Below are 22,431 nucleotides of genomic sequence, written 5' to 3'. Positions count from 1 at the left end.
ATTTTATTTACATACTGCTACAAAGCTATCAAATATCACTATGATCCAGATTTAGAATTGCGGATAACACAGCATAAAATAATATTATTTTAATTAAAAAACCTCAATTTTTAAGGTAATCATTTTTGATTTTAATTTGAAGTAACAATATTCGAAGAGTTGTCATTTTTCTTGGTCATTTCTCGGATTTTAGTGGAGTTAGAAGTTTCAAGTGGTCCGCTCTGCTATGATTCTCTCATGTAAACATCATCTTTGTATATTGAATTTCTTTCGATATCTGATAAAGGTCGTCCGTTTAATCCCTGTATTACGGGCAACATCAATGTCACTCATGCCTGCTTGATAAAGTTTAAAGGCATGTTGCAAACGGGGATCGTCTTGGGTGTATTGGGGTTTGCGCCCATGATATTTACCCTGCTGCTTAGCTAAGGCAATCCCTTGCTGCTGGCGCTCAATGATTCGCTTACGTTCACTTTCGGCCTGATACTTATAGAGTTCAATAATCAAGTTGGTCATCAGTTGACGTAAATTTGGGTCAGCAATCCCTGTCATGGACGGCAAATTTAACACATCTAGGGTGGCACCCTTATTTTGAATGGAGTTCATGATCTTAGTCAAATCATGGTTGTTTCTGCCTAAGCGATCTAATTCAGTGACCATTACAATATCACCCTCACGAATATAGGCCAGCATTTTTTGCAGTTCTGGCCGATTAGTGTTAGCCCCACTTAATTTATCCGTAAATAATTTATCAACGTCTTTTAAAGCCGCTAACTGTCGATCTAAATGTTGCTCCTTGGAACTCACACGTGCATAACCGATTTTAGCCATTTCCAATTCTCCTTTTGGACAGTTCTAATGAACACTTGTAATTCCTAGTATAGCACAGAAATAAAAAAGACCATTAGGGTATACCCTAATGGCCGTTTGATATGAACTTATTTTGTTTTATATTTATCTTGAACAGCAAGAATTTTTGTTAAATATTCCATATCTAAATCTTTTCCCAAGGAGTCTTGATAATCTGTTTCAACGACAAATTCCTTCACTGTGCCACTCATGGTCTGATATATGAAATAAATATAAACGGGCTTTTTATTAACGAAGCGCTTTAATGCTTTATAATTAGACGTAAGACGATTCTTAACTGCGTCTAAAAAGCGCCCTTTAGGAATAACAATAGTTCTCATTTCGTGACTTTTGATGGGAATAAAACCAGTCGCCGCAATTTCATCGCCATTTTGGATATTCACCATTTGAAGGTAAGGATATAAGTCCTTATCTTCATATTGCTTTTTATAGTTCTTAGACTTTATCTTATCTATAAACAATAAAAATAAGCGATATGTCCAAGACCTTGTCGTATGCGTAGTCTTACTATTGCTGTCTTTGCACAATCTAAGTTTTACTCGAATGATGTATGGCAACAACTTTCGATATAGATAGAATTTCTTGTCTGTAACCATTATTCCTAGCAGTTGAGACGCTTCAGTTCCTAAACTGTCATTATATATGGAAATAGCTGTTTCAAAATTGTTGTTTCCTGAGGAGTATTCAAAAGATTGTCTCAGCTTCCTGTGACGATTTCTTAAAAATGTTATTACTGCTAATCCGAATGCTAACCAACCTACCGATATGTTAATGCTAATCCATTGGATGATATTTAAAATTAGTTCCCATGATTGACCTATAAATAATTGTATAACTTTCAACATTATAAAATCTTCTTTCTTATTTGTTTGCATTTGTATTATTATTTTTATAATTATCAAGCGCCTTACTGTTCTACGCCACCAAGTTTTAAAGCCTTCTTTCAAATTTTGTCCGTGTCCTACTAGTAATATAAGGATTAACCTGAAAGTTAATCCGTTTAAATTGGTTCTCACTAGTAATATAGCGATCAGGCAAATTTGTTTGAAAACTTGGATAGTGATATAGATTCCCTGTATAATGGTATTTTGTAGAGAAGTTAAGGCGGTGGCTATTTCCAATCGGAGGTGGTGCTTATGGTGTTAAACCTTTAAAGCCCATAAATCCTAACGAAAGGAGTAGCCTAGGTGTCCGTTGCGGACGCTTTACAATTAATGCTGGCTTTCGGTACTTTTATCGTGGCCTTAATCGCATTAATTGTTGAGCTGATCAAAAGTCAGCAAAAAAAATAACCGCCTTAGCTCTGGTCAGCTAGCGGTTATTAAATATCGTTAAAATCTGCCACCGTCTTTAACGGCTCTACATGGGAAGCCCTGTTCTAGCGGGACTTCCTTTTTCTATTACATTATAGCATGTCCCTTAAAAACTGGCTAACGTTTTAGGCTTTGATCAGGTTCAGAATCTGGTTGTTTAATTTCTGGATTCTGTTTAGCAAATGCTTTCAGTTGTTTTTGCGTTCGATTACTGATTTCATGGTGTAAATCATTTAACTTATTTTTTAGTCCTAAGAACCTGTCTAGTATCTGCTGAATCTGGTAGAATTGTGGAAAACCGACTGAGGAGTTTGTCATGCCAGATTATCCAAGCAATATTTCTCGAGCGCAATTTGCGTTAATACAACCTGATTTAGAAAACTTCCGCAAGCATACAAGACCGCGTCGTTATGATCTTTATGACGTATTCAATGCCATCCTTTACTCGCTTACTACAGGGTGTCAATGGCGTGAATTACCGCACGATTTCCCGGAATGGCATACCGTCTACCGCTATTACGATATGTGGCGAGATAAACCAGACCCGACAGCTGATTCGCTATTAGAACGTGTTTGGATACTTTGACATTCGATTTGATTTTAGTTAAATTAGATCAAAAACAGGAGTTTTTAATCCATGAAAAGCTTTGCACACCATTATAGTAGCGATATCTCTCGTGAACAATTTGAATTAATCCGGACAGATCTAGAAGGCATACGTAAGCGGACTAAGCCAAGAAAGGTTGATTTATGGTAGATTGTAAAATTAATCCGAACGCTGTTCGGACAAAAAAGATCAGCTTCCTTTAAAATGGTGTTTACCACAAACCCATCTTTTAGGAGCTGATCTTTTGTCTAGTATAACCTATTCCGAACGAATTAAAATCGAAATCTTTTGTGAACTAGGGCTGTCCAATATCCAAATGGGCGTTCGGCTGAACCGATCACCGTCAACAATTTCTTATGAATTATCTCGATGTCAACCTTATCAGGCTGAATTAGCACAAACAGATGCCGAATACAAGCGATCACGATGTGGTCGGAAAACTAAGCTGAGCGATGAGTTAAAGCAAAAAATTCTCAACCATTTACGTCTAAGCTGGTCACCAGGAATGATTGCTCACGAATTTAAACTAGCTACTAAATCTATTTATAATTGGCTAAATCAGGGGAGAATTGGTTTCTCCTTGAATGATCTACCTGAACATGGCGTACGCCAACGGCGTAACGTTGACCAACGATCCAAATATAATCAATCTTTGGGGCGATCAATTGAACAGCGTCCCATGATGATTAATCAACGTAATCGCATCGGCGATTTTGAACTAGATACAGTCGTTGGTCCTCGTGGGCATAGTAAGGCAGTTTTATTAACTTTAATCGATCGAAAATCACGGTTCCTTTGGGCATACCGGTTAAAAGATCGGACGACAGCGACTGTTAATGAAGCACTAACTAAGTTCCTAACCACTTTTAATGGTCCGGTGCACAGCTTTACTGTGGACCGTGGCACTGAGTTTAGTGGGCTAGTATCACTTGAATCACAATATGGTATTAAGACCTATTACTGCCATGCTTATACGCCAGCTGAACGTGGTAGTAATGAACGCTTTAATCGGAATTTACGTTATTTTTATCCTAAAGGGACTCGTTTTGAGCACATTAGTGCTCAAGATTTAACGACGACGTTACTCCAAATTAACCAGCGACCGCTTAAAATACTCGACTGGCAAACACCGTATCAGGTTATGCTGACAAATTTGTCCAAAAATTCGGATTAAATTTGCAATCTACCAATTTACCCAAAATCAATTTGGTTCAACATGTTTTCTGTACTTGCTTGATCCAAGCCTAAATAAGCTAAAGTCATGGCTTCACTTGAGTGATTTAGTAGGTGCATGACTAGGCCAATATTGTAATTTGATTGCGTATAAACACGATAAGCCCCAGTTTTGCGCATTGTATGAGTACCTAGATAATTAATTCCTAATAGATCGCCAACCTTACTCATAATTTTGGAGCCATTCGGGTAATTGGGGCATAGTGTCACGTCCTTAGTTTTGGTGTACGGTCGTTGGTTTGAGCGGTTTAACGTTGGAATTTGGGCGGTCACGTAAAGCTCGGAGTGCCCAAAGAATCGAAACCGTGTCAACGACTTCTTGAAGCATTGCGCCGAAGAGGGCCGGGATGATCCCGGTACTGGCAATCAGCATTAGAATCGTACAGATGGCGATCCCAATCCAAACGGCCTGCTTAGCCACTTGCATGGTGTCTTTGGCAATTTGAATCGCGGTGACCACGCGGCTGAGGTCGTCCTTTAAAATCACGACGTCGGCCGATTCACTGGCCGCGGTGGAACCGTGCGCCCCCATGGCGATGCCGACGTCCGCCACGGCCAGTGATGGGGCGTCGTTGACCCCGTCGCCGACCATGATAACCGGACGTTCATCCTTAGTAACGGCCTTTAAGTGCTTGATCTTGTCCGCCGGAAGTAAATCGGCAGCCACCGTATCGATTCCGACGGCTTCGGCAATGTTGTCGGCAATCGCTTGTTGGTCCCCGGTCAGCATCATCACGTTTTTAACGCCTTCAGCGTGCAGGGCTTGTAACGTGGCAGCGGCTTCTGGCCGAACGTTGTCGATAAAGGTCACGTAGCCGGCGTAACGGCCATCAACGGCGACGTAAATCGCCGTTTGTGCGAGTGGTGCCGTCGTGGTTGCTGGATCGACGAATTTTAGCTTCCCGACTTTAACGACGGCGTTGTCGACCGTGGCGGTGACCCCGTTACCGGTGACTTCTTCGAGGTCGGCGACGGGGCTGAGGGGTTGGTCGTTGGCAAATTTAACTAAGGAACGGGCTAAAATGTGGCTGGAATTTTGTTCGGCACTGGCGGCCAAGTGTAAAATCTGATCTGGGGTAAAACCAGCCTGGGGAACGATGTCATTCACGGTTAGTTGGCCGCTAGTGATCGTTCCGGTCTTATCAAAGGCGGCCGATTTGGCAGTCGACATTTTTTCAAGCATGTCACCAGTTTTAACGACGATCCCGTTCCGGCTAGTGCGACTCATGCCTGAGACGAGGGCGACTGGTGCGGCCAGAATTAATGGACACGGTGAAGCTACGACCAGAACTTCGGCGAACCGGTGCGGATCACCGCTGATGAGCCAAGCGATGCCCGCAATCACGTACGCAACTAAGGTAAACGGAACCGCGTACCGATCGGCTAACCGTACGAACTTGGCGGGGCGTGATTCAGATTCTTTCACCAACTTGACCAGTTGCTGGTACTGGCTATCGGCGGCGAGCTTGTCAACGATCATCGTAACGGCACTATCGCCGTTGACCGCTCCGGACATTAAATCATCACCGACGGCTTTTTCAACCGGCTTGGATTCCCCAGTCAGTGAAGATTCGTCAAACATGGCAGTGCCATCGATCAAGTGACCATCGACGGGCACCAGTTCGCCAGGCTTAACCACTAACTGATCCCCCACGACCGCGTCTTCGACCGCAATATCGGTTAACTGTTCGTTCTGAATGCGGTGTGCGGTCCGTGGTGAATTATCGAGCAAAGCCTTTAATTCGGTGTTGGCACGCTTAGCAGCGTAGTCCTCCAAAGAATCCCCACCGGTCAGCATGATTAGGACCACTAGGCCGGCCCAATACTCGCTGACAGCCAGGGTGGCGACGATGGCAGTGATTGCAAGTAGGTCGACGCCGTACTTACCGGACCGTAACGTTTTGACCATCTCAACCAGCATTGATAGGGCCATAACGGAGCCCCACAACGTAATAATCAGCTGGGCAGCCAGCTGTTGGTGAAAGCCAAACTGAAGAATTAGCGCAATGATCCCGACACTGACCGTTAACGTGAGTTTATAATAATGGCGCATCGAAAACCCCTCCTCTTGTGTTATGTAACTGATTCCTCTATGATTGTTATAATCCTAACATGAAATGCAATTTATTCAAACGGCAGATTGCAAGAAATAACTTGAACGAATTTAATGACGTAAATTAAGCAAGAAGATCTCGATTGGTGTATGCCAATTAAGACATTTAAGTGGCCGTGAATTCAAATACCAATTAATTTGAACCAATTGGTGATCACTTAGTTCTTCAATGGCTTGGCCTTTGGGAATAAAGCGCCGCAAAACTCGGTTACGGTTCTCATTACTGCCTCTTTCATGCGGTGAATAGGCATGGGCAAAATAAACCTGTGTACCAGTTCGCCGTTCAATTGTCTGATAGTTAGCGAACTCTTTACCATGATCTACGGTAAGCGTCTTGAGCTTGTCTTGAAGTTGACTAGCTAGTTCAAGTACGGCTTGAGTCATGGACTGACTGTCGCGACCATGGAGCCGTTTAACAATTGTCAGGCGACTCTTACGCTCCACAAAAGTAGCCACAGCTTGACCTTTACGTTTACCAGAAAGTACGGTATCAGCTTCAAAGTGGCCGAATTCCTGGCGAGTTTCGACTTTATGAGGCCGATCCTCAATGGAGCGGCCGTGATTGAACGTACCACGCTTTTCTTTAGCACGATGACGACGAATTCCATGATCAGGCAAATCGGTCAACTGTATATCAAGCCATCCTTGATCAATCCAGTTATAGACCGTCTTGTAGGCAATCCCCACCACATGGGCAACTTGTTCAGGGGACCACTTCTGGACTTGAATCTTTCCCTCGATCAAGTGTTTAAGTTTTTTAGTGAGCGAAGACTTCCGCCCCCGTTGACTAACCTTTCGTTCAAAGTCAGTTTGCGCTAGCCCAGCCTGGTACTCACTATTTAGCCGGTGAAGTTCGTTAAAGATGGTGGTCTTACTAAAGCCTAAGTAGTTAGCGATGTATCGCAAGGAACGTCCTTCATTATGAAGCGTTTCAATGACAACACGGTTCTGGAATGATAAAATAGTGGTGCTCATCAAGGTCCTTCTTTCTAATGGATTGTGTGGTAACACCAGTAAAGACCTTGATGGTTTTTTCTGTCCACTTAAATGTTCAACTTAAATTTTACAATCTGCCTAATAAATAAAACAAGGTAAATACAGGCACGTTTGACAGTACCACGATTCACATAGGGAGAAGACCATTGAAATCCACCATTTTACTAGTCGAAGACGAGGCGGGCTTAGCCGACTCACTCAAAACCGAATTCGAGCTCGAGAACTTCAATGTGCTCTGGGCCAATGACGGCCTAATCGTGCTGGACATGTTCCGGCAAAACGAGGCCCAGATTGATTTAATCATTTTGGACTGGATGCTGCCGCACCTGGACGGCTTCAGTGTGCTGCGCCGCATTCGCAAAACCAGCCAGGTGCCGATCATCATGCTGACGGCGCGCGATTACATCGGCGATAAAGTGGCCGGGCTGACCGGCGGCGCCGACGACTATGTCACCAAACCATTTGAAATGGAAGAACTGATTGCCCGGGTCGAAGTGGCCCTGCGCCATTCGCAGCCGGCGGCCACCACTGCCGCCGTGTATACTGCTGGCAATTTGAATGTGGATACGGACACCAAACGCGTCACCCGGGGCGGTACCATCATCCCCCTCACCCAGCGAGAATACGAGCTGCTGGTGGCGCTCATCAGTCATCAAAACGAGCCCTGTTCGCGGGAAGATTTACTGGACACGGTGTGGGGGGTCGATTTTGACGGCCAGCCAAACATCCTGGACGTCTATGTCCGCAATCTCCGGAGCAAAATCGACACTCCCAACCAACCTAAGCTGATTCACACTGTCCGCGGCGTGGGCTACATGCTTTCCGAACACGTGGCGGAATAAGGCCCTAATATGAAAAAAAACAAACAATCTAGCGCAGCCATCATGCTACGCAGCCTGATGCGCTTCATCATCATTGTCACCTTGCTGCTTGGCGCTGCCATCATCATCGCCGTGGGCCATCAGCTGCTGGAAGATGTTCAAACCACCACCAGTCATATCACCGCCAGTCTCAAGCAAACCGACATTGATGGCGATGATGACTGGGAAAGCTGGCGCAAAAACAGCACCCTGGACACCAGCGCTACTTATGTTTATGTCCACAACAAGCGCGCCGATGCCAAGGTCAGCCAATACTTCTCCCCGCACGCGGAAAAAGTCTTAAAAGTGACCCCCACTAAGGTGCCGTTTTTAACCAATGTCTATTATCGCCCAGGCATCGGGCTGCTGTACCATCGCATGGTGCACGCGCGCGGGATTTACTACACGTTGTGGCAAAACACGAATCCCCAGCTGGCGGTGCTGCTGCGGGTGATTGAAGTCACTGCCATCCTGCTGGCGGTGACGCTGCTGGCCACGCCGCTGTACATTCGCCAGCTGACCAAGCGACTGACGGATCCTCTGACCACGCTGTCTCACACGACCCAGATGATTGCCGGCGCCAAAGAACCTGGCGCGATGCGGCTACCGGTCCCGGCGCAACCGACTGAAGTGACGGAACTCGCGGGTAATTTCAACGAGTTGCTGAGCATGTTGAATGAACGCCAGGAGCAGCAAAAACTGTTCGTGATGAACGCGGCGCATGAGCTGCGCACTCCGATTGCCACGATTCGCAGCCACGCCCAGCTGATCGAACGTCACGGCGAGGACCATCCGGAAATCATTACCAAGTCGGTGGGCTACATCACCGAGGAATCCCGGCAAATGCAGCAGTTGATTGATGAGCTCCTGCAACTTTCCCGCGCCGACCGGCTCGCGCTTGACCTGACCCCGCTTGATCTCAGTGCCATAGTGACTACCATCATGCAAAAAATTGCTGGGACCTTCGAACAAACCGTCACCACCGAGATTCAGCCTGACATCCATATCACCGGCAACGAAAGCGCGATTGAGCAAATTTTGGTCAACCTAGTCACCAATGCCGCGAAGTATTCGCCAGCGGCCAGCCAAATTACCGTCACCCTCACCCAACAGGCTAATGAGGCGGCGGCCCTGGCGGTGAAAGATCAAGGTAGCGGCATCAGTGCTGAAGATAAAAGCCACATCTTCGAGCGCTTCTACCGCAGCGCCGATGTGCGCGGCACGGTAGCTGGCACCGGCTTAGGGCTAGCCATTGCCACGCAACTCGCTCAGCTCAGCAATAGTGAGCTGACGGTCGCCGACGATCAGCCGCAGGGCACCATTTTCACGTTGATTTTCTCCACCAAATAAACTTTTTCATGCCGCTCAAAAATATTTTTGAGCGGTTTTTTTGCGCCGAATATTAGTAATCTGAATATTTTTCAGCTAAATCACCCTTGATACTGGCACTGCCGCGGTGAAAGCTGAAGATTATTGAGTTTCGGGTTAGTTTTCATGAGTGGGCGCACCGCGGGATTGTTGTTATGCTGGGTTCATCCTGAAAGTCCAGTCAAGGGGGAACACATCATGACCGCATTCATTACGCTGCTACCTAACCTTAATCAATTGTTGCCGCAGCTCATCAGTCAATTCGGCTCACTCATCTATCTTGGCTTGTTCGCCATGATCTTCATTGAAACCGGCGTCGTCGTCCTGCCCTTTCTGCCTGGCGACTCACTGCTATTTCTCTGCGGCTCGCTGGCGGCAATGGCTAATCACAGTTTGAACATCTGGGTGTTGTTCGGCTTACTCAGCGTGGCCGCGGTACTCGGGGATTCACTGAACTTTGAAATTGGTGAGCACTTCGGCCTGCGCCTCGCGCACAGTGCGAAACTCAGCCGCTTCATCAAACCGGCCTACCTCGAACGTTCGCAGCGCTTCTTCGACCGGCATGGCAAAGCTGCGATTTTCCTCGGCCGCTTCATGCCGATCATCCGCACCTTCATCGCCTTCACTGCCGGCGTGAGCCAGATGCGTTACCGCGACTTTGCCGCCTACAACGTGCTTGGCGGCGTGACATGGGTGGCGGTGGCGCTGGGCGCTGGGTACCTGTTCGGCAATATTGCCATCGTCAAAACCCATTTCGAACTGATCATGCTGGCCATCGTGGTCATTTCCTTAGCGCCTGCCGCCTTCATGGCGCTGCGCCATCGCGGAGGTGCCGACGATGCCGACTAAAACCAAAACATTGCTAGGCGGGATGAGCCTGATTGCCTTTGCCGCCATAGCCCTTGGTGTCATCACGCATGCCGCCTGGCTTGCGCAATTGGACGCGGCGGCCAGCACTTTGGCCACGCGCGCCATCGATCCAATGAATACCGCGCTTTTCAAAGTCGTTGCCACCCTCGGCAGTCCTGCCACCGTCGTCGGTCTCACTGCGCTGCTTTGCCTGTGGTTGTGGCTCCAGCAAGGACCGGTCGTCAGCCTATGGTTTGCCGGTCTGCAGCTCGGCGGCTCCGCCATTACGGAAGGCTTCAAGCTACTGATTGACCGCAGTCGCCCGCTCCATCAGCTGGTGCTGGATCACGGCGCTAGCTTCCCTAGCGGCCACACGCTTTGCACGGCGCTGCTAGTGTTCACCTTGTGGACGCTCTGCCTGCCGCACATTCAAGATCAAGAAACCCAGCTGATTACTGTATTGATTGGCATTGGCTGGATCGCGATGGTGGCGATATCGCGGGTGTATCTGCGCGACCACTACCTCTCTGATGTGCTCGCCAGTGTCTGCTTAGCTAGCGGCTGGTGGTTGCTGGTCACACCTGCGGAAGCCTTTATTCAAGCTAAAATGCGGCAGTTTTTACCGGAAGGGATGTTGAAATCATGGCCACATCAAAATTAACGATTGTTGTTCCTGCTTACAATGAAGAAGAGGTACTGACGTCCTCGGTGCAAAAATTACTGGCCGTTGAAGACCAAATCGCCGCGCAAACCGTCCTCGGTCAGCGTGCCGACATCCTGATCGTCGATGATGGTTCCATGGATCACACCTGGGACATCATCGAAAAACTGCACGCCATGAATTCTCGCGTGCGCGGACTGCGTTTTTCCCGCAACTTCGGCCACCAGTCGGCGCTGATCGCCGGCATGAGTGAAGCCGTGAAAACCGCCGATATGATTGTCACCATCGATGCCGACCTCCAAGATGATCCCGACAAAATCGGCGACATGGTGGATGCCTATGCGGATGGCGCCGACATCGTCTACGGCGTCCGGAACAACCGGGAAACCGACAGCTGGTTCAAGCGCACCACGGCCCAAGGCTACTACAAGACACTCAAGCTGCTGGGCGTCGAAATCGTGCCCAATCACGCCGACTTCCGCCTGATGTCCAAGCGCGCCGTTGAAACCTTCCTGCAGTATCCAGAACGCAACATTTTCATTCGCGGCCTGATTCCTAAGCTCGGCTTCAAAACTGCCGAAGTCTTCTACAAGCGCACGCCGCGCATGGCCGGCGAATCCAAGTACCAGCTGAAAAAGATGCTGGCTTTTGCCTGGGACGGCATCACCAGCCTAACGATTGCGCCGGTGCGGCTCATTCTCATTCTGGGTACCTTGTCTTGCCTACTGGCGGTGGGCATGGTGGTTTACGCCATTGTCATGAAAATGCTGGGGCTCACCGTGCACGGCTGGTCGGCGTTGATGGTGTCGCTGTGGTTCGTTGGCGGCATCCAAATGATCAGCCTCGGGGTGATTGGTGAATACATCGGCAAGCTCACCACCGAAGTTAAACATCGCCCGCGCTACACGGTGCAAACGATTCTGGATTAAGGTGAGGGTATGAAAAAGATTAAACCCGCCTTTCTGCCAGCAATTTTAATCCTCTGCCTGCTCATTGGCAGCATCGGTAACCTGACCAGTGTGCTCGGGGTGCCGGCGCTGTTGGTGGTAGTGCTCCTGGGCGCGGGGCTTTACTTCGGGGCACCCCGACTTGACCATTTGTCTACAAGGCAGCTACGCTGGGGCATTGGCCTTGGCTTACTGGCGATGCTGATTGCCCAGGTGGTCGTGTTGCACGTGATGCCCAACACCGTTTACCACGATCCGTACCGGGTACTGTCGCAAGCCGACCAGCTCGCCGCCGGCCACATGACCTGGGATATCACCTACTTCTGGCGCTACGCCAATAACGTGCCGCTGGCTTATCTGCTCTCCCTGTGGTTGCGGCTGACGCAACTGGTGGGCTTAAGCACCAATCTTTCGGTGCACCTGCTGAGTATCTTGGTATTGGACAGCTTTATTGCCCTGGCGCTGCATACGATTTGGCAGCTCAGCCAGCGCGCCAGCCTGCTGGTCGTGGCCTTCGGTTTCTTTGCCTTGTCGCCGTTTGCCTACACCTACTACCTGCAAGTCTTTTACTCCGACTTACCGACGATGCTGGTGCTGCTCATCATCATACGCAGCCTGCTGAACTGGTCGCAGAAAACATCGCGCCAGCGCTGGTTTGCCGGCAGCGGACTAGTTGTTGCCGTGATGCTCGGCGCCATGCTCAAGCCTAATCTGGTGGTCTTGTTGCCAGCTCTGCTGATTGTCGGCCTGATTCTGGCCCGTCAGCACCTCTGGCGACAAGCCAAACTGACCCTGCCCATCCTCTTGATTGTGCTGGGCTTCGGGCTGAGTCTGCCGGCGACCAAAGTCATTGACGTGGCAGCCAATTATCAACCCCGCACCGCCTTTTCGTTCCCGGCGACCAACTGGATCTTGATGGGCTACAACCAGCACAGCAACGGCGGCTACTCCGGCAAGGATGTCGGACGTGCTATCAAGCTGCCCAGCCAAGCCGCCCGCCAGCGGTACAATTTGAAAACCATCCCCAAGCGCATCAAAACTCTCGGGGTGGTTGGCGTCATCCGGTTGTGGGTAGTGAAGTTAGGCATCGTGCTCAATGTCCAAGGCATTCAGCGCTGGTACAACGGCGGCTTCCGCGCCGCGCCTAGTTGGTACAGTAATCATGCTGGCTTCTATCAGGGACTGACCGTGATTGGCTATGTGGCCGCGACCCTGCTCATGTGGGGCGCACTGATGCTGAAGCTCTTACGGTGGCGGCCAGATCTGACCGACCCGCATCAAATCCTTGCACTGCTGGCGGTGACCACTGCCCTTGGCTACCTGGCTTTCCACACCCTACTGTGGGAAGTTGAACCGCGCTATGGTCAAGCCATTTTGCCGCTGCTCTGGGTGGCTTTGGCGGCCATCCCGCGTCAGGCCAGCCAGTCGCGTCCCCGCTGGGCGAACCAAGCTAGCCTCCTCAATGGCGCCACTGCTTTACTCGTCGTCTTTGGGGCCGCTGGTGTGCTTGGCGCTCAGCTGCCACAAAAGCAAGTGATTGCCGCCCAGCGCAGTCAGCTATCCGTGCAGTATCACGCCAAGCCCAAGGCCGTGACGCCAGGCACCGTGCTGGCAGAGGTGGTCGATGTGAACGCGCCAGCGAACTATTTTTCCGTTCAGATTCATGCTGGTAGTCAGGTGCAAGTCACCCTCACTAACCTTGCCACCGGGCAACATTATCGGTTAACGATGGCTGGCAGTGTGGCCCGCCTGCACCACCAGCTCGCCGCTGGGCAATATCGGATTACCGTTCAAAACCTCACCACCCGCGGCCAGCAGGTCGATGTGACCCACACCTACCATTATCAGCTCGCTGCTCACCCGCTAACGGTGAACGGCCAATCACAGCCCACCGCCTCGTTGATTTATACCTGCATGCAGCGCTGAGAAAGGAGCCTTTTTATGGAAAAACCAATCACTACCCTTTACAGCAAACACGGTACAGCCTTGCGCTACCTGATTGTTGGGGGCTTCACCACCGGCATTAATGTGGTGCTGTTCTTCGGCCTGACTCACCTTGCGCGGCGCGTCACTGCTGGCGGACACGGCGATTTTGTTCATCGGCCTCACCTTAATGCACGGTTCGCCGCTGATTGTGAAGCTGATCGACCAGGTCGTCGTCATCGTGCTCAATTACGGCTTCAGCAAACTAATTTTCGCTTCGAACGCGACGAACTCTTCGTACATGCGGTGCCGGTCAACTTTGACATCAACGGTTTCCTTGGTCCCGTCATTCAGTCCCTCGGTGAAGCCAGTCAGCACATTCACCGGCCCGGCGATTTGAATCGACCCGCGGTTGCCTTGATGTCTTTCTTTTTTAGTTGGCATAAATAAATCAATGACCTTATCACCAAAACTCATACTGTTGCCTCCTATCCATTAAAATTGATCAAGTTCTTTAAAATCTCTTGGACTTCTTGACTAGTCAACACTTTGGCCGTCACATCAAAGTCCGTTAACGCATTTTCAATATCCCGTTTAACCTGTTCGATCTTTTCGTCTAAATGAGTGACCGCTATGTTTAAGCTCTTAACACTTTTGTCCTTAATTGGCACCTTAACGATTAGCAGATGTTGCTTAGTCGTCATGTTTTTGGATTCTTGGACTTTAGTAAAGTGATCCAAGTAACTGGCTATGAGCTGGATTTTGAACTGTTGCTCCGGGTGGCCTTTTTGTAAGGCGAAATACCGCCGTTTGAGACCATTAAGATAAGCCGTCATATTGACGGGAATCGTCGGTTCTAAGACGAGAAGTAGAAGATTTAAAGTCTCAACGTGACAAACAGCTTGCTGCCAAAGACCAACAAATAAGTAGCAAAGACCGCCAAATAGATCATCTAACAAAATTGATAGATCAGCAGCAACAATCAAACGACAAGGACGATGCCTTGTCGAATAGTGAAAAACAAAAAAGAATGCATAAAAATAAACCCAATAAGAGTTGGTGGCATTTTTGGTAAAAATTAAAGTGTAAATTCAAGGCATAAAATAAAAATTGGTACTTAGGATAGAAAAATTTCTATCAGTACCAAATATTATAGAACCAAAATCCGTCTCAGTTTATTTATCGGCGGGACTTATGTCCCAGCCTCTTTCAAGTTTCAGTAAAAAATTGCTTTAAGCTAAATTTAAGGAACAACCGGCAAAATTTCATATATTATATGCAAAAATTTCATATATTATATTTAGATATAATTATATCTAGAGGTGAATACAATGAAAAAATTTGTTGTGGGGATCTTGACCTTCGCGATTGTGACAGCCATCATCATCGATAACTACTTTTTATTTATTAGAGGAAAGCTTAGTTCTGATGCTCAAAGGACGTCTCAATCGAGTACAACGACCACATCGTCCAGTCCCAACTCTACCAGCAAGACTTCAACCAGAAAATACAAGGATGGCACGTATACTGGCTCAACTGTCAGTACTCAGTGGGGCAACGTGCAGGTCCAAGCGGTTGTGACCAATGGCAAATTGACTAAGGTTACTGTTCTGAAATATCCAAACGTTAATCGTCGCGATAAGCAGATCAGCAGTCAGGCATTGCCGACGTATAAGTCTGAAGCAATTACTGCGCAGAGTGCCAATATTAAGTTGGTTTCCGGTGCCAGTGAAACATACAAGGGCTTCACCGGATCCCTGAAAAACGCATTGAAAAAGGCGGCGAATGACCAATGAAAACTTACCAGCAGACAATTGAATCCATGACAATGCCATTTACCATTATGATTGTTAGTGAACCCGACAGCTTATCAGAATCACGTTGGCATACAACAGTTACTCTTATTCAAACATATCTCGATCATGTGGACCATCTATTTTCACCATTTCGCTCAGATTCGCTAGTTACCCAATACCAACGTCATTCACTCGCCGTTACTAACTTTAACGCTGAATTTCAGGAAGTTTTTGCTTTGACAGTCATCGCGGAAGAAATGACAAGCGGGGCTTTTACCGCAAACTTTAGTGGTCAATACGACCCCACCGGCATCGTAAAAGGGTGGGCCATCGAAAGAGCATTTCAAACTTACCTAAAACCGTTGCTTAATACCGGAGCCATCGCGGTGGCCCTAAACGGTGCCGGTGATATTCGGGTTGGCGCGCTGGTTGACAGCGGGTACGAATGGCCGATTGGTATCGAAGACCCAGAAGATACTGGCCAAATGCTTCGGGAGATCAAGATCGCCAATGGCGCGGTGGCCACTTCGGGATCGTCAAAAAGGGGCGACCATATTCGCCGGCTTGATTCGGCAAATACCCTGACCCAAGCCACGATCATTGCCACAAACTTAATTGATGCCGACATGTTGGCCACAACCGCAATTTCCATGGGCCAAATACCGTTTCAAACCTTTGCTGAAACGCACAAGTTGAACGCTATTTTGCTCACAGCAGCTCACAAATTGATCATGATTGACGGTGACCAGTCATGAAAAAAATGACCGTATGGCAAATTCTGACTTGGGGCGTGATCCTCTTTGTTATTCCACTGCCACTGGTTCAAGCCATGGCAGTAGAACTGCCCAGTCTATACACCAGCACGTCCCTTGCAATTCAAATAGGATCGATCGCTTATGTATGGATGCTACTGGCGGTATATTTGGCAACCAAACCGAAATGGCTTGACAGACTAATTGGCCTACCCAGCATCTATTTTATCCACGGTGTTCTCAGCATGCTTGCGATTGCATTAGCTTACTTACACAAGGAAGGCACAAGTTCATATGGATGGATTAAAACCACTGGCAACTGGGCATTTGACCTCTTTTGGGGATTACTGGTTTATTCTTTGGTATTTATGGCCGGCTGGCTAACAAGTCGGTTCAAGCCGTTGCTATGGTTGAAAAAACAATTGGAAATCTTGTTTAAACATGAGTTATCCGTATGGATTCACAGGCTAAATTTGATTGCAGTGCTTCTCGTTTTCATCCACGTTCAACTGATCAGCTATATCACTAATATGACCATTTATATTTGGTTGTTTAATGGCTACACCATTTTTGTGACGGGTGCCTACCTACTACAAAAGTTGCGCAGTCGATACGGCTTAGCCCAAGGAAAACTCACAGCCATTCAACCCATTGCAGCTAACTTCTATGAGCTGACGATTCAATTCAAGTCGCATCATGCACTGAAATTGTATCCTGGTGACTACGTATTTATTAATTTTCCTAACATTGACCACCTGAAAGAATTGCATCCATTTTCCATTTTGAACAGCGTAGTAGACGGAACCATTACGCTGGCAATTCGCGGAGACGGTGACTTTTCCCGAGCCGTTCAACACGCCAAGGTAGGGTCAAAGGTTTTGATCGATGGCGGTTATGGTCGGTTTAACCCCATCATAAAACAACATCCTGATGACGAGTTGGTTCTAGTTACGGGCGGTAGCGGTATAGTTCCAATGATTTCATTAATGCGTGGGCTGCCAAACCGCCGTATCACTCTGTATTATTCCGCCCATAGCAAGGCAGGGTTGATCTACCAACAGGAAATTGAAACCTTGGCAGCACAACGAAACAATTTAACCGTGCACATTCAGCAAGGGCGGTTTTTCCGCAGTGTACCGCGTGACCTTATTCGACCCAATGTAACCTATCTGTTGTCAGGCCCGCTAGCGCTGGGGCAGAGTTGGCAAAAACAATTGCTGAATAATGGGATCAATGAGGAACGAGTATACTATGAGGAGTTTAGCTGGTAATGATCGCAATTCTAAGAAGCTGTCCAAGATCTATGATTTTTGATATACTTCTATGTAAAAAGCGAGTTTAAGCTATGAAAAATTATCTCAGCAATATTACTCGGCAACAATTTGAATTAATTCGACCAGCTTTAGAAAATTTTCGTAAGCGAACTAAGCCTCGAAAATATGACCTCTACGAGGTCTTCTGTGCGGTCCTATATGTCTTGAAAACCAGTTGCCAATGGCGTCAAGTCCCCGGTGATTTCCCAGAATGGCGGTCAGTTTACAACTATTACAAAATTTGGTCAACTAAAGCTGAGCCTACGGCTAATTCTTTATTGGAACAAGTTTTAAAAAAATTGTCATTGCTCGGCGAACTTACCAAGGACGTTCAGCTTTAACTTCCTTTATTATCGTTGACGCTCAGAGCGTCAAAAACACCGCTACTGCTGAAAACAAAGGTTACGACGCTGGTAAGAAAATCTCGGGGATTAAGCGCCATCTGGCAGTTGATATCAATGGCTTTCCGCAGGCCATTCACATGACGCGAGCGAACGTCTCTGATCGAGACGGGGCCAGTGCAATGATCGCTTTACATGCCATGCATTTACGCCAGGTTCAAAATGTCTTAGTTGATGGTGGTTATTCAGGCGTTAATTTTCAGCTCGATGTAGCCAGTAATTTAAACGCAACCGTGCAGGTTGCGAAGCGCAATGAGTTGCATCGATTCGAAGTCATGCCCCAACGTTGGGTAGTCGAACGATCTTTTAGTTGGCTAGAGAATTGTCGGCGACTTTGGAAAAATTGTGAGCGTCAATTAACCACCAGTCTGCAAATGGTCGTTTTAGCGTTTTTAGCACTATTACTTAAGAGATTTTAGACAGCATCTAAGAAACTAGATTCAAAATTTCAATGACATTGTTTGGATGTAAACTAGTTCCTGAGACGCGGTTAGCAACTTCTTTGAACATGATTATCACGATCGTGGATTGATGAAATGGCAGGGCTGCTACTTAAAGGAAAAATCTGCCAGTGCCTTAGCGTTGTATCATACTCGTGAAGAAGCTGGCCTAACTCAGGCCGATTTAGCTGAAAGAGCAAACGTCCCTCAATCCACCATTGCTAGAATCGAACGTGGCGATAATGTAACGTTTGATAAACTAGCTGAAATTGCCCATGCTATGGGTAAAACAATTAAAATTGAATTTACTCAATAAGTTAGACCTTTAAAGGGGGATTTGGCAGCAGTTGATTAAATCAACTGCTGCTTTTTTGATCAAGCTAAATTAGCTTGCGCCGTTTGCGCAAAACTCTGCCTGAAAGGCTCCTGCTGAAGGCATGCTCATGATGCAAAATCATTCGGCCGACAGCCCCTGTCTGGAAGACTTTTTTTCTCAAATTCCGATAGCAATTTTGAGTAAAAAACGCGAAGATTTGCCAAAAAATGGCTAGCCAACCGGCTAACCATTTTGGCATTGCGCAGCTAACTTGGGGGTCAAGGGGGAGCGTTAGCTGTCCCCCTTGCAAGCACCGCAGCTGCCACAAACGTAGTCTTGTGGCTATCATGCGGGTTGCTTGCCAAGCCTCTGTTATTCGATTATCATTAGGAGGTAGTCAGCCTGCGGCTGACCCGACTTTTGATATCTCGAATAACATTGCCCGTAGGGCAACGGAGGTGGGACTTGTGAACGAACTGCAAAATCTGGCTAGCACAAAAAAGACGACTCAGGTTCATCGTCAGGCTAGCAAACAAATTAATTTTCGGGTGAGTGAACCGGACTATTTAAAGCTGGCGCGATCGGCGCAAACTTTAAATCTGTCCGTGCCGGCTTTTGTCAAAAAGAAGGCACAGGGGGCGCGCTTAGTTACCCCTAAAATTGCCGCCCAAGATGCCCAAAACATCACTCATCAATTAGCTAAAATTGGCGGCAATCTCAATCAATTAGCCCATCATGCTAATCAAGGTGGTCAAGTCGATCCCCAAGCATTAAGAGACTTGCAAAACGAGGTGCAGCGCGTATGGCAACAACTCACATAAAACGTTCCACCAGCGCGTCCCGGTTAGTCAATTACGCTGAAAAACGGGCCGTCAAAAAAGATGGCCTCAATTTAGATATTCAGTACGCTAAAAGCGAATTTAAACAAGTACGGGCCGTCTATGGCAATTCTGGTAAAACCCAAGCGTATGCCAGCCGGATTGCCTTTAGCCCGTTGGAATTTAATCCGCAAGATCCTCATGATCAGACAACTGTTTTAGCCGTTGCCAAAGAAGTTTATGCCAAAGCCTATCCCAATCAACAGGTGGCCCTTTATGAACATGCCGATACCGATTCGTTGCATGTTCATGCCGTCATTGGTGCGATTAACCTGGAAACCGGTCAAAAAATGCACGGTAATTGGCATCAATATCGCGATCACTTAGTCCACATTACGGATCAAGTCTGCCAGGAACATGGCTTAATGGTCACGCAACCCGATCCCAACCGTCACGAGAAACGCTCGATGGCTGAAATTAAGCTCCGGGCTAAACAGCAGCCCACTTGGAAAGATCAAATCCGCCAAGCCGTCGATCACACCATGCAGAACCCCCTTATTCGCGATTTTCAGGCCTTTCAAGACGATTTGAAGCAGCAGGCAGTCAAAGTATGGGAGCGTGGGAAGAATCTCACCTATCAGCTTTTAGGCACCAATTACAAGTCTCGGGGCACTAAGCTCGGGATCGATTATGAAAAGGAGACGATTTTTAATGAGTTGGCAAGCCGACAAACCCAATCAAGAATCAACCAGCAACCCAAACGAGCCATTAACGCAACAACTGACCCAACTCAATCAGACCCTGACCGAACTCCGGAATTACCAGGGCACTCAGATTCAACTACAATCAACAGCCAAAACGTCCCTCGATCAACAGCTTCATCAGATCGAACAGACCGCCCGACAAGTCAACCAAGAGTTTCAGATGACCTTAAACAACTTAGACAGCAACAACGCCAGCTCGCAGGCCCAATTAAAACAGACCTTACAAAACGCCTACGCAGTGTTCCAAAAGCAGACCAACCTGATCAGTCAGCAAAACCTGACCGCCCTCAAACAGATTCAAACCGAGCAAGGCCAAAACAACCAGCGCCTCAGCCAACTCAGCGACCAAGTGAACCAGACCATTCAAGAGACGATGGACCAAGTCGCTGATCAAGTGGATCAGCAGTTACAAGCCACGAAAAAGCGGTTCTCGTGGTATGAAATTAAGAATTATTTGTTAGCGGTAATCCCGACTGGCATACTAACGGGCCTGGTTTTCTGGTTATTAACCAGGTATTTCAGTTAATTAACAGCAATTTTGCAGGATTTTATGATCTAAATTACTGATAATTTTATCTCATGGTTAAAACGACTTAGATCTCTATTTGCATAAAATCAGGTCTTTAGAACCAATTAACTCATTTTTTTGCTTATTATTGGCCGTATTTATAGTTTCTTAGCCATTTCAAACCAAGCTTGGTGTATTTATCTGTCAGTTAGTTAAAACGGCTGATAAACGATTTTAGAGCCAATCTGAATGAGCCTCTTGCTCTTTGAATTCTTCGGGGTGTTTGGCCGCATATTCTCTAGCTGCTTGTTTATTCCACCAAACGCCAAATAGGTTTTGCATGGTGCCGTACAAGTAGTTTTCCACGTTCTTGATGTGCTTCTCATTGCTTCTCAGGGCGTTAAAGTAGCGTCTCAAGGCTTTAGTCATCAAAGGTTTAAGTTCTTCATCGTCCAGTGGGATTAGAACCCCAATATCTTGATGATCCTTTTCAACTCGATATTTAGCATTCAGGATGATACCAATAAACCGGCGCATTTGTTGCGGAGTGCGGCACCAGAAACTTAGTAATTGCACGGCTTCGGGTTCTAAGAAAACCGGTAAGCCACTATCTTCGTCAGTTAAGAAATCATTAGCATGGTTCACCAAATCCTGGTTTTGCTTTTGAATTTCTGCTGGTGAGAAATTGGCTGTGGAAAAGTCCAACTTTTGAGTATCTATCCGGGAGCCTTTTTTAGTATACCAATTTCTACTTCACATAATGGGGCTTATCCCAAGTAACCACCATTCACCCTGATAAAACAACGATCCGTTATTTGGCCTTTGTGAAATTTGACGGTAGAGGAGTGGTCTAGATGAAAAATCCCAAAAAAATCAGTAACTCACTTTGTGAATTTAACCGCCTAAACTCCTAGACCATTGCGCCAATCGTGCCTGACACCAGTCCAAAAAATCCCGTTCTGAAATCGTTGGTGTTCCCGTCAATAACTTTTTTGTGATGGGCTCCTCACCTAAAGCCGTCTCAATTAACCCAACCACTAAATAATCTGTCTGTTTCGTAACCCAATTTTGTGGTTTCGCCCCAAAGACTTTCGCCAAACTAAAAGCTTGATCCCGAGTCATGGTAGTTAGACGTCCGGTAAAAGCAATCTCACAATCTCTTAAATCAAGCATTTTAAATCATCAACTTTCTTGATTCTAATGTTGGTTTTGACTTGACGGGTTATGGTTTTCCATTCAGTTTAGAGGGAGTGACGTTTTGAGCGCAGAATTGTTCCCTGGAAACAGTTATTTGGAATAACTGAACCAGAGTACAATTCTACTACTAAAAGTTTCCCCTTAGTTCGTCGGTCGTTAACGCCCGTCGCTTGTCTGTACAATTGCGGTATTGCTACCACCACTCATTATAAACCTACGTTTTCGGTTTAGCCTACTAAAAAACGCCCTAGCAGGCGTTGGTAATACGTATTTATGTTTGTTCGATCACCAACTAATCAGTGGCACCAAGCCGAAGCTTCGTTTTACCACCCGCGCCGTTAATGGTCGCGCTCACCATTCACCACCCAGCCGTACAGATGACCTTG

At 47.2% G+C, this 22,431-nt stretch carries 22 protein-coding genes and 5 pseudogenes; 18 read left to right on the top strand and 9 right to left on the bottom strand.

The window, feature by feature from the left end:
• Positions 1–246: 246 nt before the first annotated feature.
• Positions 247–831, bottom strand: a complete 585-nt coding sequence (locus tag LP667_RS16360; RefSeq protein ID WP_048001074.1) for a recombinase family protein — start codon at positions 829–831, stop codon at positions 247–249.
• Between the two features lie 107 nt (positions 832–938).
• A complete protein-coding gene (locus tag LP667_RS16355) occupies positions 939–1,991 on the bottom strand; it encodes a hypothetical protein (RefSeq protein WP_056988815.1) in 1,053 nt (350 codons plus the stop codon).
• Between the two features lie 93 nt (positions 1,992–2,084).
• Here LP667_RS16355 and LP667_RS17325 point away from each other — a divergent pair, with 93 nt between their 5' ends.
• On the top strand, positions 2,085–2,162 hold the full coding sequence (locus LP667_RS17325; RefSeq protein ID WP_076661461.1) for a putative holin-like toxin: 78 nt from the start codon (positions 2,085–2,087) through the stop codon (positions 2,160–2,162).
• Positions 2,163–2,300: 138 nt separating this feature from the next.
• Here the strand turns inward: LP667_RS17325 and LP667_RS16345 are convergent, their stop codons facing one another.
• Entirely contained in the window at positions 2,301–2,501 is a 201-nt protein-coding gene (locus LP667_RS16345; protein WP_024855729.1) for a hypothetical protein, read from the bottom strand.
• Between LP667_RS16345 and LP667_RS16340 the strand changes: the two are divergent.
• Positions 2,500–2,757 (top strand): annotated as a pseudogene (locus LP667_RS16340) (transposase); the annotation flags it as partial. The gene LP667_RS16345 and the pseudogene LP667_RS16340 sit on opposite strands and share 2 nt — an antisense overlap.
• A gap of 277 nt (positions 2,758–3,034) precedes the next feature.
• Entirely contained in the window at positions 3,035–3,964 is a 930-nt protein-coding gene (locus LP667_RS16335; protein WP_024855727.1) for an IS30-like element ISLpl1 family transposase, read from the top strand.
• A gap of 17 nt (positions 3,965–3,981) precedes the next feature.
• Here the strand turns inward: LP667_RS16335 and LP667_RS16330 are convergent.
• From LP667_RS16330 to LP667_RS16320, 3 genes and pseudogenes are all read right to left on the bottom strand, one after another.
• Positions 3,982–4,200, bottom strand: a pseudogene (locus tag LP667_RS16330) (tyrosine-type recombinase/integrase); the annotation flags it as partial.
• Between the two features lie 37 nt (positions 4,201–4,237).
• Entirely contained in the window at positions 4,238–6,076 is a 1,839-nt protein-coding gene (locus LP667_RS16325) for a heavy metal translocating P-type ATPase (RefSeq protein ID WP_003577309.1), read from the bottom strand.
• Between the two features lie 111 nt (positions 6,077–6,187).
• Positions 6,188–7,111 (bottom strand): IS30 family transposase, encoded by a 924-nt coding sequence (locus LP667_RS16320; protein ID WP_003581777.1) that lies wholly within the window; start codon positions 7,109–7,111, stop codon positions 6,188–6,190.
• Between the two features lie 167 nt (positions 7,112–7,278).
• Between LP667_RS16320 and LP667_RS16315 the strand changes: the two genes are divergently transcribed.
• The 7 genes from LP667_RS16315 to LP667_RS17195 all read left to right on the top strand — a co-directional run bounded on the left by LP667_RS16315 (position 7,279) and on the right by LP667_RS17195 (position 14,190).
• On the top strand, positions 7,279–7,974 hold the full coding sequence (locus LP667_RS16315; RefSeq protein ID WP_003580213.1) for a response regulator transcription factor: 696 nt from the start codon (positions 7,279–7,281) through the stop codon (positions 7,972–7,974).
• A gap of 9 nt (positions 7,975–7,983) precedes the next feature.
• On the top strand, positions 7,984–9,342 hold the full coding sequence (locus tag LP667_RS16310) for a sensor histidine kinase (protein ID WP_056988634.1): 1,359 nt from the start codon (positions 7,984–7,986) through the stop codon (positions 9,340–9,342).
• Positions 9,343–9,558: 216 nt separating this feature from the next.
• Complete coding sequence (locus LP667_RS16305) at positions 9,559–10,209, top strand: VTT domain-containing protein (protein ID WP_056988635.1); 651 nt, start codon at positions 9,559–9,561, stop codon at positions 10,207–10,209.
• On the top strand, positions 10,199–10,870 hold the full coding sequence (locus tag LP667_RS16300) for a phosphatase PAP2 family protein (RefSeq protein WP_056988636.1): 672 nt from the start codon (positions 10,199–10,201) through the stop codon (positions 10,868–10,870). Before LP667_RS16305 ends, LP667_RS16300 begins: the two co-directional genes overlap by 11 nt.
• Positions 10,852–11,799: a glycosyltransferase family 2 protein gene (locus tag LP667_RS16295; RefSeq protein WP_003593323.1), complete on the top strand. Its 948-nt coding sequence runs from the start codon at positions 10,852–10,854 to the stop codon at positions 11,797–11,799. The genes LP667_RS16300 and LP667_RS16295 overlap by 19 nt, the downstream gene beginning before the upstream one ends.
• A gap of 9 nt (positions 11,800–11,808) precedes the next feature.
• Positions 11,809–13,743 carry a hypothetical protein gene (locus LP667_RS16290; protein ID WP_056988638.1) on the top strand — a complete coding sequence of 645 codons (1,935 nt, stop codon included), beginning with the start codon at positions 11,809–11,811 and terminating at the stop codon, positions 13,741–13,743.
• 15 nt (positions 13,744–13,758) lie between these two features.
• Positions 13,759–14,190, top strand: coding sequence for a hypothetical protein (locus LP667_RS17195; RefSeq protein WP_063721285.1), 432 nt, complete (start codon positions 13,759–13,761; stop codon positions 14,188–14,190).
• A gap of 38 nt (positions 14,191–14,228) precedes the next feature.
• On the opposite strand, the pseudogene LP667_RS16275 reads toward LP667_RS17195, so the two are convergent.
• Positions 14,229–14,609 (bottom strand): annotated as a pseudogene (locus LP667_RS16275) (protein TrsD); the annotation flags it as partial.
• On the opposite strand from LP667_RS16275, the pseudogene LP667_RS17190 reads away from it, so the two are divergent.
• The 8 genes and pseudogenes from LP667_RS17190 to LP667_RS16235 all read left to right on the top strand — a co-directional run.
• Positions 14,591–14,815, top strand: a pseudogene (locus LP667_RS17190) (DUF536 domain-containing protein); the annotation flags it as partial. The pseudogenes LP667_RS16275 and LP667_RS17190 sit on opposite strands and share 19 nt — an antisense overlap.
• A 256-nt stretch (positions 14,816–15,071) precedes the next feature.
• Complete coding sequence (locus LP667_RS16265; RefSeq protein ID WP_016511778.1) at positions 15,072–15,536, top strand: FMN-binding protein; 465 nt, start codon at positions 15,072–15,074, stop codon at positions 15,534–15,536.
• On the top strand, positions 15,533–16,291 hold the full coding sequence (locus LP667_RS16260) for an FAD:protein FMN transferase (protein ID WP_003581705.1): 759 nt from the start codon (positions 15,533–15,535) through the stop codon (positions 16,289–16,291). Before LP667_RS16265 ends, LP667_RS16260 begins: the two co-directional genes overlap by 4 nt.
• Entirely contained in the window at positions 16,288–17,559 is a 1,272-nt protein-coding gene (locus LP667_RS16255) for an FAD-binding oxidoreductase (RefSeq protein WP_003581702.1), read from the top strand. The genes LP667_RS16260 and LP667_RS16255 overlap by 4 nt, the downstream gene beginning before the upstream one ends.
• A 74-nt stretch (positions 17,560–17,633) precedes the next feature.
• A protein-coding gene (locus LP667_RS16250) for an IS5 family transposase (protein WP_100223170.1) occupies positions 17,634–18,421 on the top strand; the annotation gives its coding sequence in 2 pieces (ribosomal slippage) (positions 17,634–17,892 and positions 17,892–18,421; 789 coding nt in all).
• Positions 18,422–18,533: 112 nt separating this feature from the next.
• The gene (locus LP667_RS16245) at positions 18,534–18,758 is read left to right on the top strand and encodes a helix-turn-helix domain-containing protein (protein ID WP_024855736.1); all 225 of its coding nucleotides are present in this window, start codon (positions 18,534–18,536) and stop codon (positions 18,756–18,758) included.
• Between the two features lie 467 nt (positions 18,759–19,225).
• The gene (locus LP667_RS17185) at positions 19,226–19,579 is read left to right on the top strand and encodes a plasmid mobilization protein (RefSeq protein ID WP_048001080.1); all 354 of its coding nucleotides are present in this window, start codon (positions 19,226–19,228) and stop codon (positions 19,577–19,579) included.
• A complete protein-coding gene (locus tag LP667_RS16235; RefSeq protein WP_048001079.1) occupies positions 19,561–20,730 on the top strand; it encodes a relaxase/mobilization nuclease domain-containing protein in 1,170 nt (389 codons plus the stop codon). Before LP667_RS17185 ends, LP667_RS16235 begins: the two co-directional genes overlap by 19 nt.
• Positions 20,731–21,082: 352 nt before the next feature.
• Here LP667_RS16235 and LP667_RS16840 read toward each other — a convergent pair.
• Together LP667_RS16840 and LP667_RS16225 are read right to left on the bottom strand one after the other, a co-directional pair.
• Positions 21,083–21,568 (bottom strand): annotated as a pseudogene (locus tag LP667_RS16840) (replication initiator protein A); the annotation flags it as partial.
• Between the two features lie 174 nt (positions 21,569–21,742).
• The gene (locus LP667_RS16225) at positions 21,743–21,970 is read right to left on the bottom strand and encodes a BRCT domain-containing protein (protein WP_171284700.1); all 228 of its coding nucleotides are present in this window, start codon (positions 21,968–21,970) and stop codon (positions 21,743–21,745) included.
• Positions 21,971–22,431: the final 461 nt, after the last annotated feature.

Source organism: Lactiplantibacillus paraplantarum, from assembly GCF_003641145.1.
GTDB lineage: Bacteria > Bacillota > Bacilli > Lactobacillales > Lactobacillaceae > Lactiplantibacillus > Lactiplantibacillus paraplantarum.
The sequence above is the reverse complement of the archived record's forward strand: the minus strand, read 5'-3'. Positions and strand labels throughout refer to the sequence as shown.

Bases quoted from the DNA above. Each gene is read 5' to 3' on its own strand.
- LP667_RS16360 (WP_048001074.1), bottom strand. From the start codon at position 831: ATGGCTAAAATCGGTTATGCACGTGTGAGTTCCAAGGAGCAACATTTA.
- LP667_RS17325 (WP_076661461.1), top strand. From the start codon at position 2,085: ATGCTGGCTTTCGGTACTTTTATCGTGGCCTTAATCGCATTAATTGTT.
- LP667_RS16345 (WP_024855729.1), bottom strand. From the start codon at position 2,501: ATGACAAACTCCTCAGTCGGTTTTCCACAATTCTACCAGATTCAGCAG.
- LP667_RS16325 (WP_003577309.1), bottom strand. From the start codon at position 6,076: ATGCGCCATTATTATAAACTCACGTTAACGGTCAGTGTCGGGATCATT.
- LP667_RS16320 (WP_003581777.1), bottom strand. From the start codon at position 7,111: ATGAGCACCACTATTTTATCATTCCAGAACCGTGTTGTCATTGAAACG.
- LP667_RS16310 (WP_056988634.1), top strand. From the start codon at position 7,984: ATGAAAAAAAACAAACAATCTAGCGCAGCCATCATGCTACGCAGCCTG.
- LP667_RS16305 (WP_056988635.1), top strand. From the start codon at position 9,559: ATGACCGCATTCATTACGCTGCTACCTAACCTTAATCAATTGTTGCCG.
- LP667_RS16300 (WP_056988636.1), top strand. From the start codon at position 10,199: ATGCCGACTAAAACCAAAACATTGCTAGGCGGGATGAGCCTGATTGCC.
- LP667_RS16295 (WP_003593323.1), top strand. From the start codon at position 10,852: ATGGCCACATCAAAATTAACGATTGTTGTTCCTGCTTACAATGAAGAA.
- LP667_RS16290 (WP_056988638.1), top strand. From the start codon at position 11,809: ATGAAAAAGATTAAACCCGCCTTTCTGCCAGCAATTTTAATCCTCTGC.
- LP667_RS17195 (WP_063721285.1), top strand. From the start codon at position 13,759: ATGGAAAAACCAATCACTACCCTTTACAGCAAACACGGTACAGCCTTG.
- LP667_RS16265 (WP_016511778.1), top strand. From the start codon at position 15,072: ATGAAAAAATTTGTTGTGGGGATCTTGACCTTCGCGATTGTGACAGCC.
- LP667_RS16260 (WP_003581705.1), top strand. From the start codon at position 15,533: ATGAAAACTTACCAGCAGACAATTGAATCCATGACAATGCCATTTACC.
- LP667_RS16255 (WP_003581702.1), top strand. From the start codon at position 16,288: ATGAAAAAAATGACCGTATGGCAAATTCTGACTTGGGGCGTGATCCTC.
- LP667_RS16245 (WP_024855736.1), top strand. From the start codon at position 18,534: ATGAAATGGCAGGGCTGCTACTTAAAGGAAAAATCTGCCAGTGCCTTA.
- LP667_RS16235 (WP_048001079.1), top strand. From the start codon at position 19,561: ATGGCAACAACTCACATAAAACGTTCCACCAGCGCGTCCCGGTTAGTC.
- LP667_RS16225 (WP_171284700.1), bottom strand. From the start codon at position 21,970: ATGACTCGGGATCAAGCTTTTAGTTTGGCGAAAGTCTTTGGGGCGAAA.